At 71.2% G+C, this 10,963-nt stretch carries 11 protein-coding genes; 5 read left to right on the top strand and 6 right to left on the bottom strand.

Features of this window, described 5'->3' with window-relative positions:
- From K2X24_RS02865 to K2X24_RS02855, 3 genes are all read left to right on the top strand, one after another.
- The coding region (locus K2X24_RS02865; RefSeq protein ID WP_292494453.1) for a triphosphoribosyl-dephospho-CoA synthase at positions 1–352 on the top strand (352 nt) is incomplete at its 5' end.
- Between the two features lie 13 nt (positions 353–365).
- Positions 366–1,289 carry an acyltransferase domain-containing protein gene (locus tag K2X24_RS02860; RefSeq protein WP_292494451.1) on the top strand — a complete coding sequence of 308 codons (924 nt, stop codon included), beginning with the start codon at positions 366–368 and terminating at the stop codon, positions 1,287–1,289.
- Positions 1,290–1,312: 23 nt separating this feature from the next.
- A complete protein-coding gene (locus K2X24_RS02855) occupies positions 1,313–2,317 on the top strand; it encodes an aldo/keto reductase (protein WP_292494449.1) in 1,005 nt (334 codons plus the stop codon).
- Between the two features lie 225 nt (positions 2,318–2,542).
- Here K2X24_RS02855 and K2X24_RS02850 read toward each other — a convergent pair whose 3' ends face one another.
- From K2X24_RS02850 to K2X24_RS02825, 6 genes are all read right to left on the bottom strand, one after another.
- Positions 2,543–3,028 carry a hypothetical protein gene (locus K2X24_RS02850; protein WP_292494447.1) on the bottom strand — a complete coding sequence of 162 codons (486 nt, stop codon included), beginning with the start codon at positions 3,026–3,028 and terminating at the stop codon, positions 2,543–2,545.
- A gap of 478 nt (positions 3,029–3,506) precedes the next feature.
- On the bottom strand, positions 3,507–4,466 hold the full coding sequence (gene denD / locus K2X24_RS02845) for a D-erythronate dehydrogenase (protein ID WP_292494445.1): 960 nt from the start codon (positions 4,464–4,466) through the stop codon (positions 3,507–3,509).
- 26 nt (positions 4,467–4,492) lie between these two features.
- Positions 4,493–5,782: a 3-oxo-tetronate kinase gene (gene otnK, locus K2X24_RS02840; protein ID WP_292494443.1), complete on the bottom strand. Its 1,290-nt coding sequence runs from the start codon at positions 5,780–5,782 to the stop codon at positions 4,493–4,495.
- A complete protein-coding gene (gene otnI / locus K2X24_RS02835; RefSeq protein WP_292494441.1) occupies positions 5,779–6,576 on the bottom strand; it encodes a 2-oxo-tetronate isomerase in 798 nt (265 codons plus the stop codon). Before otnI ends, otnK begins: the two co-directional genes overlap by 4 nt.
- 11 nt (positions 6,577–6,587) lie before the next feature.
- The gene (gene ltnD, locus K2X24_RS02830; RefSeq protein WP_292494439.1) at positions 6,588–7,505 is read right to left on the bottom strand and encodes an L-threonate dehydrogenase; all 918 of its coding nucleotides are present in this window, start codon (positions 7,503–7,505) and stop codon (positions 6,588–6,590) included.
- A 76-nt stretch (positions 7,506–7,581) separates the two neighbouring features.
- Positions 7,582–8,898 (bottom strand): MFS transporter, encoded by a 1,317-nt coding sequence (locus K2X24_RS02825; RefSeq protein ID WP_292494437.1) that lies wholly within the window; start codon positions 8,896–8,898, stop codon positions 7,582–7,584.
- Between the two features lie 240 nt (positions 8,899–9,138).
- Between K2X24_RS02825 and K2X24_RS02820 the strand changes: the two genes are divergently transcribed.
- Both K2X24_RS02820 and K2X24_RS02815 read left to right on the top strand, forming a co-directional pair.
- Positions 9,139–10,149 (top strand): LacI family DNA-binding transcriptional regulator, encoded by a 1,011-nt coding sequence (locus K2X24_RS02820; RefSeq protein ID WP_292494455.1) that lies wholly within the window; start codon positions 9,139–9,141, stop codon positions 10,147–10,149.
- 35 nt (positions 10,150–10,184) lie between these two features.
- Positions 10,185–10,856 (top strand): aldolase, encoded by a 672-nt coding sequence (locus K2X24_RS02815; RefSeq protein WP_292494435.1) that lies wholly within the window; start codon positions 10,185–10,187, stop codon positions 10,854–10,856.
- The last annotated feature ends 107 nt before the right edge of the window (positions 10,857–10,963 follow it).

The raw sequence follows: 10,963 nt of genomic DNA, 5'->3' as shown, positions 1-10,963 counted from the left end.
GGCCGAGGCGGCGGCCGGGTTTCCGAGCCTCTACGGCACCGGCCTGCCCGCCCTGCGCCGGGCCCGCGCCGCCCGCCCCGGGGCGCCGCAAGCCGCGCGGGTGGAGGCCTGCCTCGCCCTCGTCGCGACCCTCGAGGACACCAACCTCCTGCATCGCGGCGGGCCGGAGGGGTATGCCTTCGCGCGGGGGGAAGCCGCCCGCTTCGTCGCCGAGGGCGGCATTGCGCGGGACGACTGGTTCGCGCGGGCGGAAGACCTGCATCGGACCTTCGTCGCCCGCCGCCTCAGTCCCGGCGGGGCGGCCGACCTCCTCGCCATGACGCTGTTCGTCGACGCCTGGGAGCGGCCATGACCCCGGAACGCTCTTGACCCTCGCGGTCCTGCTCTCCGGCCAGGGCGGCCAGCATCCTAAGATGTTCGAGCTCACCGCCGATCTGCCGGAGGCGGAGGGCGTCTTCGCGGCCGCGACCCCCCTCCTCGGCCGCGACCCCCGCGACCTCGTGCATTCGGGGGCGGACCTGCACGCCAACCGCACCGGGCAGATCCTGTGCTGCGTCGCCGGGCTCAGTGCCTGGACCCTGGTGCGGGCGGCGCGGCCCGCCCGCTGCGTGGTGGTGGGCTACAGCATCGGCGATCTCGCGGCCTTCGGCTGCGCCGGCCTGTTCGCGCCCGAGACGGTGCTGGACCTCGCCGCCGCCCGCGCCGAGGCGATGGATGCGGCGGCCGGCCCCGGCTACGGCCTCGTCGGCCTGCGCGGCCTGCCCGCCGCGCGGGCCTTCGCCATGGCCGAGGCCCAGGCTTGCCATCCGGCGATCCGCAACGCCGCCGACAGCGTGGTGGTGGGCGGTGCCGTCGCGGCGCTGGACGCCCTCTGTGCCGAGGCCCTGGCGGCGGGCGCGGCGCGGGCGGTGCGCCTGCCCGTCCACATCCCCTCGCACACGCCGCTCCTCGCGCGGGCCTCCGAGACCTTCCGGGACCACCTCGACGCGGCGCCCCTGGCGACCCCGCCGCGCCCGAGCCCGCGCCTCCTCAGCGGCCTCGACGGGGCGGCGGTGTTCCGCCCGGATGCGGGGTTGCCCAAGCTCGCCGCGCAGATCTCGCACACCCTGGACTGGGCCGCCTGCCTGGAAGGCGTGCGCGAGTTCGGCGCGACCCAAGTCCTGGAGCTCGGCCCCGGCCACGCCCTCGCCACCATGGCCCGCGCGGCTCTGCCGGAGGCGCGGGTTCACGCCCTGGAGGACTTCCGGACCGCCGCCGGTCTGGTGCAATGGATCAGGAACGGGGCCTGAACGCCCCTGGAGGACATGCCACGATGCAGTACCGCACTCTCGGCCGCTCGGGCCTCAAGGTCTCGCCGCTCTGCCTCGGCACCATGATGTTCGGCGGCCCCACCGACGAAGCCACCGCCGGCCGCATCATCGACAGCGCCCGGGACGCGGGCATCAACTTCCTCGACACCGCCAACGCCTACAACGAGGGCCGCTCCGAGGAGGTGGTGGGCCGGGCGATCCGGGCCGACCGCGAGGCCTGGGTGCTCGCCACCAAGCTCGCCAACCCGATGGGGCCGGGGCCCAACGACCGCGGCCTGTCGCGCGCCCACGTGTTGCGCGCCACCGAGGCCAGCCTGAAACGCCTCGGCACCGACGTCATCGACATCACCTACCTCCACAAGGAAGACCACGAGACGCCGCTCTCCGAGACGGTCGGCGCCATCGCGCACCTCGTGCGCCAGGGCAAGATCCGCTACTTCGGCGTCTCGAACTACCGGGCCTGGCGGGTGGCCGAGATCTGCCGCCTCTGCGACGAACTCGGCATCGACCGGCCCGTGGTGAGCCAGCCCTACTACAACGCCCTCAACCGGATGCCCGAGACCGAGCACCTGCCGGCCTGCGCCCATTATGGCCTCGGGGTGGTGCCCTACTCGCCCCTGGCGCGCGGCGTTCTCACCGCCAAGTACGACCCCGACGCCCCCGCCCCCGAGGGCACCCGGGCTGGCCGCCAGGACACCCGCATGATGCAGACCGAGTGGCGGCCGGAATCCCTGAGGATCGCCCGCACCTTCCAGGCGCATGCGGCGGCGCGCGGCCTGACGGCGGGGCAGTTCGCAGTGAACTGGGTGCTGGCCAACCGCCTCGTCACCGCGGTCATCGCCGGGCCGCGCACGGAGGCGCAGTGGGCCGAGTATCTGGGCGCGCTCGGCTACACCTTCACGGCCGAGGACGAGGCCCTGGTCGACGCCCACGTCGTCACCGGCCACCCCTCGACGCCGGGCTACAACGACCCGGCCTACCCGATCGAGGGGCGGGTGGTGGGGTGATACGGTTTTCGGCTGAATCGTTCGGGTTCTGGCGCGGGTCCCCTCTCCTTCGGGAGAGGGACAGGGTAGGTGTGTGCCCTTTCCGGAGATGGATCACACCTCACCCCAACCCTCTCCCGAAGGAGAGGGAGCACGTCGCGCACAAGCAGACCGAAGCCATCACCCGGAAACCGTAGGAGACCTGAACCCTCGGCGTCGGCTTACCGTTCTGTCGCCGCAGGTCGCCTACTGAATCGTCTTGATGCTGTTCATGATCGTATTGATGTCTTTGTCGTTCGATTTCTGCTCATCTTCCGATGCCCACAGCGTGATGAAAATGAGGCGCTGGTCTGATTCGGCATAGATAAGCATAACCTGCGTCTCGCCGTTCTCGTCCTTGGCCGGGAAGATCTGCATCTTGCCCTGGAGTCCACCCAGATTGACGTCATTCTCCTTCGGTTTTCCGGTGACGCTGATCTTGTTGCGCTTCATCCACGCCATATTGTCGGCGAGCATTTTGTTCATGGCTTTCGCAGAGGCCGTTTCGATGGAGAGGTAGACATCGTTGTCAGGCGATCTGGCTTCGAACCCGTACTCGACGGCTTCGGTCTTCCACGTGTCGGGAATTGAAACGGTGGCTGTCGGATTGGATGGGGGGAATGCGAAATTCCTTGCCCAGGCAGGTGCCGCGAACGACAGCGTGAGCGCAACGGCGGTACAGAACAAGCGCATGGAATTTCCTCGCAGCAACGCGGGATTTTTCCGTGGCCCGTGCGTGCGAGTCAAACGCAATCTGCAACATAATTCACGTGGAGACGCATTTTTGGTGCACGGCGATCGATCGCCGTGCTTGGCTCGCGTTTTTCGGTTCCACGGTCTCTGTGAAACTCCTGTTCAACGGAGGAACCACAGGAATGATACCAAATCTGCTTGATCCCTTCCGGCGATCCCTGCCGGATCGCGTTCGGGACGGCAGATTCGGGCTTCGCTCACGCGCCGCGTGGGCTTGGCTGACACGTCATCCGCTTCGATCGAGCGGATGACGTGTCAGCCAAGTCGGTGCAAAGCCGAATGTCCGGTCCTGGAACGTCAGCCAATCGCCGCTGCCCAGCCTGGAATAGCCCTTCGCACGGTCAAGCCGATTGGATTCGGACCCCGTCCCCTCCCCGCAAAGGGAGGGGACGGGCCATCCGCGCCGAGTCCCTTTCGCTCAGCCCCGCGTCTCGGCGATGTGCAGTTCCACCAGTGCGTCGAAGCTGGCGTCGGCCTTGAAGCCGAGGTCGAGGGCGCGGCGGGTGTCGAAGGCCTCCGGCCAGGTCTCGACGATGGCCTGGATCGCCGGGTCCGGCGCGCGCCGGATCAGCGCCACGGCGGCGTCGCCGGCGACCCGGCGCAGGGCCTCGATCTCGTCGGCCACGGTGGCCGAGAGGCCCGGCATGGTCAGGCTGCGGCGCAGACCCAGGGCGCCGAGGTCGATGCGGGCGGCGTGCAGGAGGTATTCGGTGGCCGAACGCGGGCTGGCGAACCAGTGGCGCACGGTGTCGGGCACCGGCAGGACCGCCTCCTGGCCGGCCAGCGGCTCGCGGATGATGCCCGAGAAGAACCCGGAGGCGGCCTTGTTCGGCTTACCCGGCCGCACGCAGATGGTGGGCAGGCGCAGGCCGATGCCGTCGAGGAAGCCGCGCCGGCTGTAGTCGGCCAGCAGCAACTCGCCCATGGCCTTCTGCGTGCCGTAGGAGGTGGCCGGCGTCAGGATCATGTCGTCGGGGATGACCCCCGGCAGCGGCGGCCCGAACACCGCCAGCGACGAGGTGAAGACCACGCGCGGGCGGTAGCCCTCCGCCGCATGGGCGTGTCGGATCGCATCGAGGAGCAGGCGCGTCGCGTCGAGGTTGACCCGGTAGCCCTTCTCCAGGTCGGCCTCGGCCTCCCCCGAGACGATGGCCGCGAGGTGGAAGATCACGTCCGGCCGGCCGATCAGCGCGGCTTGCGCCGCACCGGGCACGGAGAGGTCGGCGGCGGCCGTGACGACGGGGCCGGTGAAGCCCGCGGGCGCGGTCGGCTCCACCACGTCCACCAGGGTGAGGCTGCGGGCGTCGCCCTGCGTGGCGAGGGCGTCGGCGAGGCGCCGGCCGATCATGCCGGCGGCGCCGAGGATGAGAGCGTGCATGGGTCGTCCGTCTCCGTGGGTGGCGTTCAGCGCATCAGGTCGAGGGCGCGGGAGAAGAAGTCGGGGCCGCCGAAATTGCCGGATTTGAGGGCGAGCAGCATGGGATCGCTCGGGCCGGCCGCCCCCTGCCCCAGGGTGCGCAGCACCGGCACCCCGGCGGCGATCTCGGGGCCGAGGCGGAAGGCCTTCAGCCCGAGCCGGTCGACCACCGCGCCGGAGGTCTCGCCGCCCGCCACCACGAGGCGGCGCACGCCCCGCGCCACCAGGCCTTCCGCGATGCGGGCGAGCGCGTCCTCCAGCGCGTGGCCGACCCGGTCGCCGCCGTGGCGGGCCTGGAGGGCGCGCACCGTCTCGGGCGCGGCGCTGCTGGCGATGAGGACGGGGCCGGCGCCGATATGTTCGCCGGCCCAGGCGAGCGCGGCCTCGATCTCGGAATCCCCGGCGAGCACCCCCTCGGGATCGAGGCGGCGCACCGGCATCTGCGCCTCGGCCGCCGCGATCTGGCCGAGCGTCGCCTGCGAGCAGCTTCCGGCGAGACACGCGGCGAGGCCGCCGACCGGCGCGCCGAGATCGGCCGCGCTGTCGGGGGCCGAGGCCCGTCCGGCCGCGACCAGAGCGCGGGCGAGGCCGAGGCCGAGGCCGGAGGCGCCCACGGAGACGCGGTGGCGAAGGGCCGCCGCCCCGAGGGTTTCGAGGTCGGTCTCGACGACGGCGTCCGCGATGGCCGCGCCCATGCCCTCGGCGGCCAGCGCGTCGAGGCGCGCGGCCACGGCCTCGGGGCCCCGCGCGACGGTGGCGCAATCCACCAGGCCCACGGCCGCCGCGCTCTGGCGGGCGAGCACCCGCACGAGGTTGGCGTCCCGCATCGGGTTCAGGGGATGATCCTTGAGGGGGCTCTCGTTCAGCGGCACCGCGCCGACGAAGAGGTGGCCCTGGTAGACGGTCCGCCCGGTCTCCGGAAAGGCGGGGGTGACGAGGGCGATGGCCTCGCCGGCATCGGCCCGCAGGGCGTCCATCACGGGGCCGATATTGCCCGCGTCGGTGGAGTCGAAGGTCGAGCAGATCTTGAACAGGACGTGGGCCGCACCCCGCCCGCGCAGCCACGTGTCGGCCGCGCGCGAACGCTCCACCGCTTCGGCGGCGGGAATCGAGCGGCTCTTCAGGGCCACCACCACGGCGTCGACGCCGGTGAGATCGAGGTCGGCGGCGGGGATGCCGATGGTCTGCACCGTGCGCAGGCCGCCCTTGGTCAGGGTGTTGGCGAGGTCCGAGGCGCCGGTATAGTCGTCGGCGACCGATCCGAGGGCGAGGCTCATCGGGGGCTCGCTCCGACCTGGGATGCGCGATAGGGCGCGAACCAGCCGAGGCCCTCGCCGGTGCCGCCGGCCGGGTTGTACTCGCAGCCGACGAAGCCCGCGTAGCCGAGCCGGTCGAGTTCGGCGAAGAGGAAGGTGTCGTTCATCTCGCCGGTGCCGGGCTCGTGCCGGGCCGGCACGCTCGCGGTCTGCACGTGGCCGACCACCGGCATTAGGTCTCGCAGGCGGGTGGTCACGTCCCCGTGCAGGATCTGGCAGTGATAGAGGTCGAACTGGAGCTTGAGGTTCGGCAGCGCGAGGTCCTCGATCAGGCGGGCGGCCGCGTCGAAGTCGTCGAGGAAGTAGCCCGGCATGTTGCGGCCGTTGATCGGTTCCAGCACGAGGTCGAGCCCCTCGCGGCCCACGCGCTCGGCGGTCCAGGCCACGGCCCGGCGATAGGCGGCCTGCGCGTCGGGGTCGGCGGCATCCGCCATGCCGGCCATGAGGTGGAGCCGGGCGACGCCGGTGGCCCGCGCGTAGGTCAGGCCGGTCTCGACGCCCGCCTGGAGTTCCGCGAACCGGTCGGGAAGCGCGGCGAGGCCGCGCTCGCCCGCCGCCCAGTCGCCCGGCGGCAGGTTGAACAGGGCCTGGGTCAGGCCGTGCCGGGCCAGGCGCTCGGCGATGGCTTGCGGCGGGTGGTCGTAGGGGAACAGGAACTCCACCGCGGTGAAGCCGGCCTCCGCGGCTGCCGCGAAGCGGTCGAGGAAGGCGTGTTCCGTGAACATCAGCGTGAGGTTGGCGGCAAAGCGCGGCATCGGTTCCTCCCTCAGGCCTTGGGTGACGGCAGGGTGACGCCGGCCACCTGCGCGTAGAGGCGGGCCACCGAGGCGTCGTCGTCCCGGCCCATGCCGGAACCCGAGGCCATCAGGAACATCTGCAGGGCGGCCGCCGCCACCGGCACGGGGTACTTCTCCGCCCGCGCCATGTCCTGCACGATGCCCAGATCCTTGACGAAGATGTCGACCGCGCTCTTCGGGCTGTAATCGCCCTCGAGCACGTGCGGCATGCGGTTCTCGAACATCCAGGAATTGCCGGCGGACGCCGTGATGACCTCGTAGACTTTACGCAGATCGAGGCCCTGCTTGGCGGCAAAGCTCATGGCCTCGCTCGCGGCGGCGATGTGCACGCCGGCGAGCAGCTGGTTGATCATCTTGAAGGCCGCGCCCTGCCCGGCCGCGTCGCCGAGCTCGTAGAGCTTGCCCGCCATGGCGTCGAGCGCCGGGCGGGCCGCGTCGAAGGCCGCCTTGGTGCCGGAGGCCAGGAAGGTGAGTTCGCCCGTGGCCGCGCGGGCGGCACCCCCGCTCATCGGCGCGTCGAGGTAATGGCGCCCGGTCTCCTCCAGGCGCGCGGCCAGGCGCCGGGCGATGGCCGGGTCCATGGTGGCGGAGGAGACGAACACCGCGCCCGCCCGCATGGTCTCGGCGGCCCCGCCGGGGCCGAACAGCACGGCCTCGGTCTGGGCGGCGTTGACCACGACGCAGACCACCACGTCGGCGCCCTCCGCCGCCGCCGCCGGGTTCGCCGCCGCCTGTCCGCCGTTCGCCGCAAAGCGCGCGACGGCTTGGCGGTTCACGTCGCAGGCCGAAACCTGGAAGCCCGCCCGGAGGAGCGCGCCGGCCATGCCGGCGCCCATGGAGCCGAGGCCGATCACGGCCGCGCGCTGGGCGGTGGGGGAGTTGCTCATGGAATGACCCTTTGGCGGTTTGACGGGGCGCGGGGTGGGAACGGCCGGCGGGGCTGGCCCGCCGGCTCTCCGGCCTTCAGCGGTTGACCACGTGCTTCGGGGTGACGAACACACAGACCGCGCCGATCACCAGCATGGCGGCGAGCGCGTACATGCCGGCGGCGGTGCTGCCGGTGGAATCCCGCAGGGCCCCGATCACGTAGGGGCTGGCAAAGCCCGCGAGGTTGCCCACCGAGTTGATCAGCGCGATGCCGGCGGCCGCCCCCGCGCCGCTCAAGAAAGCGGTGGGCAGCGACCAGAACAGCGGCGCGCAGGTGAGGACGCCGCCGGCCGCCACGGCGAGGGCCGCGATGGCGACCACGGTGCTGCCCGTGCTGGCGGCGACCACGAAGCCCACCGCGCCGCAGAGGGCCGGGATGATGAGGTGCCAGCGGCGCTCGCGCATCCGGTCGGCGCTGCGGCCGAAGAAGATCATCACGAACACCGCGAACAGGAACGGGATCGCGCTGACGAGGCCGATGTTCAGGTTGCCCTGGATGCCGGACGCCTTGACGATGGTGGGCATCCAGAAGGTCAGGCCGTACTGGCCGGTGACGAAGGCGAAGTAGATCAGGCTCATGAACCAGATCCGGCCGTTGCGGAACACGGTGGCGATGGAGTGCGGGCTCGACTCCTTGCCGGCGCCGTCGGCGGCGATGTCGCGCTCGATGACCTGCTGCTCGGCCGGATTGAGCCACTTGGCCTCGGACGGGCGGTTGTCGAGGTAGAAGAACACGGCCAGACCGACGAGTACGGCCGGCACCGCCTCGATCAGGAACATCCACTGCCAGCCCGAGAGGCCGGACGTGCCGTGGAAGGCGTCCATGATCCAGCCCGAGAGCGGGTTGCCGAAGATACCCGAGACGGGGATCGCCGACATGAACACCGCGATCACCCGGGCGCGGCGATGCGCCGGGAACCAGGTCGTCGTGTAGAGGATCACGCCCGGGTAGAAGCCGGCTTCCGCCAGCCCCAGCAGGAAGCGCATGATGTAGAACGAGGTGGCCGAGTTCACGAACATGAACCCGGCGGAGATGATGCCCCAGGTGACCATGATGCGGGCGATCCAGACCCGGGCGCCGACCCGGTGCAGGATGACGTTCGAGGGCACCTCGAACAGGAAGTAGCCGATGAAGAACAGGCCAGCGCCGAGGCCGTAGACGGTCTCGCTGAAGCCCAGCTCCTGGGACATCTGGAGCTTGGCGAAGCCCACGTTCACGCGGTCGAGATAGGCGACCACGTAGCAGAGCATCAGGAACGGCACGAGCCGCCAGAAGACTTTGCGGTAGGTCTGTTCGACGAAGTCCCCTGCGGGCGCATCGATGCCCCGCGCGCTGGCGGCTTGCACACTCATGTTTCCTCCTGCCGGCGCCCGCTGTGCGGTGGGCCGTTCTGACGTTGCAGCTTCTTGTCGTGGCGCGACTCGTTTTGGCAGCGCTTGCATCTTGGATAACAGGGTTTGGCAGCGCTGCCAATCTGATTGTTGTGGTCGGCTAACCTTGCTATGGAGATCTTCCTATGGGGGTCTTCGGCTCCGGTCTTTCCCGCTCCGATGTCTCCCGAGCCCCAACCCAGGACGGACCCAGCGATGAACGTGCATGAGCCAGAGCGCCGGCTCGTGACCCTGTCCGACGTCGCCCGCGCGGCGGGTGTGGGCGAGAGCACGGTCTCGCGGGTCCTGCGCAACCAGGGCTCGTTCTCGAAGCGCACGCAGGACCGGGTGGCGGAAGCCGTGGCCCGCCTCGGCTACGTGCCGAACCGCCTCGCCGGCATGCTGGCGGGCTCCGGCTCCACGGCGGGGGCCAAGCTCGTCGGCATCATCATCCCGTCGCTCACCAATATCGTGTTCCCGGACCTGCTGCGCGGCGCCAACGCGGCCCTCGACCGCGACGGCTTCCAGAGCGTGATCGGGGTCTCGGACTACGACCCCGCACGCGAGGAGGCCCTGATCGGCGCCCTCCTCTCCTGGCGCCCGGCCGGCCTTATCGTCACCGGCCTCGAGCACACGGCGGGTGCGCGCGCGCGCCTGCGCGCCTCCGGCATCCGCATCGTCGAGATGATCGACACGGACGGGGACGGCCTCGACATCGTGGTGGGGTTCTCCAACCGGGGCGTCGGCTGCGACAGCGCCCGGCACCTGCTGGCGCGGGGCTACCGCCGCATCGGCTATGTCGGCCACGACATCGCGCTGGACCTGCGCGCGGCCAAGCGCCTCGCCGGTTTCCGCGAGACCCTGCGCGAGGCCGGGCACCCCCTGGCGGAGACCGAGATCGCGCCCGGTCCCTCCTCGGCGGCGGCCGGGCGCGCGGCCCTGGGGCGGCTCCTCGCCCGCCGGCCCGACCTCGACGCGGTCTATTTCTCCAACGACGACATGGCGCTCGGCGGCTACTTCCACTGCCTCGCGGAGGGGGTCGCGGTGCCGGGGCGCCTCGCCCTGTTCGGCTTCAACGCCCTCGACATCGCCGCCGCGATGCCCCAGCCCCTGACCACCATCCGCACCCCGCGCCTGGAGATCGGCGCGGTCGCGGTCGAGCGCCTCGCCGCCGACGGCCCGGCCGAGACCGTCGATCTCGGCTACGAACTGATCGCGGGCGCCACTGCCTGAGACCGTCCCCTCCTCCGGTGACCTGAAGGATTGCCATGAGCGACTCGAAGCTTCGCGAACAGATCTGCCGGTTCGGCCGCTCGCTGTTCGAGCGCGGCCTGACGCCGGGCTCGTCGGGCAACATCTCGCTCCGCCTCGACGACGGCGGCTGGCTGGTGACGCCCACCAACGCCTCGCTCGGCTTCCTCGACCCGGCCACGATCGCGCGCCTCGACGCCACCGGCGCCCTGGTCTCAGGGCATGCGCCGACGAAGGAGATCCCGCTGCACGCGGCCCTCTACGACAGCCGCCCGGAGGCGCGCGCCATCGTCCACCTGCATTCGACCCACGCGGTGGCGGTGTCGATGCTGCCCGAGATCGACCCGAAGGCGGTGCTGCCGCCGCTGACCCCCTATTACCTCATGCGGGCCGGGGCCACCGCCCTGGTGCCCTACTATCGCCCCGGCGACCCGGCGGTGGCGGACGCGATCCGGGGCCTCGCCGGCCGCTACGCCTCGGTGCTGCTGGCCAACCACGGCCCGGTGGTGGCCGGCTCCACCCTGGAGAACGCGGTCTTCGCCACCGAGGAACTGGAGGAGACGGCCAAGCTCTACCTGCTGCTCCGCAACCTCAACCCGCGCCACCTCAGCCCGGCCCAGGTGCAGGACCTGGTGAGCCATTTCGGTCTGACCCTGCCGGACCATGACGGGCACGACCACGGGCATTGAGGTGCATCGGCGGCGTGCCACGCAAGCGCCGCCGGTAGCCTGCCATCGAGGTGTTTCCCCCTGTGGGCAGGGTCAGGGTCATGAGGGACCCTCGGGCCGCGTCGCAC

Source organism: Methylobacterium sp. (assembly GCF_019750675.1).
Classification (GTDB): Bacteria; Pseudomonadota; Alphaproteobacteria; order Rhizobiales; family Beijerinckiaceae; genus Methylobacterium.
This window is presented reverse-complemented; position numbering and strand designations above follow the sequence as displayed.

Bases quoted from the DNA above. Each gene is read 5' to 3' on its own strand.
- K2X24_RS02815 (WP_292494435.1), top strand. From the start codon at position 10,185: ATGAGCGACTCGAAGCTTCGCGAACAGATCTGCCGGTTCGGCCGCTCG.
- K2X24_RS02850 (WP_292494447.1), bottom strand. From the start codon at position 3,028: ATGCGCTTGTTCTGTACCGCCGTTGCGCTCACGCTGTCGTTCGCGGCA.
- ltnD (WP_292494439.1), bottom strand. From the start codon at position 7,505: ATGAGCAACTCCCCCACCGCCCAGCGCGCGGCCGTGATCGGCCTCGGC.
- otnI (WP_292494441.1), bottom strand. From the start codon at position 6,576: ATGCCGCGCTTTGCCGCCAACCTCACGCTGATGTTCACGGAACACGCC.
- K2X24_RS02825 (WP_292494437.1), bottom strand. From the start codon at position 8,898: ATGAGTGTGCAAGCCGCCAGCGCGCGGGGCATCGATGCGCCCGCAGGG.
- otnK (WP_292494443.1), bottom strand. From the start codon at position 5,782: ATGAGCCTCGCCCTCGGATCGGTCGCCGACGACTATACCGGCGCCTCG.
- K2X24_RS02855 (WP_292494449.1), top strand. From the start codon at position 1,313: ATGCAGTACCGCACTCTCGGCCGCTCGGGCCTCAAGGTCTCGCCGCTC.
- denD (WP_292494445.1), bottom strand. From the start codon at position 4,466: ATGCACGCTCTCATCCTCGGCGCCGCCGGCATGATCGGCCGGCGCCTC.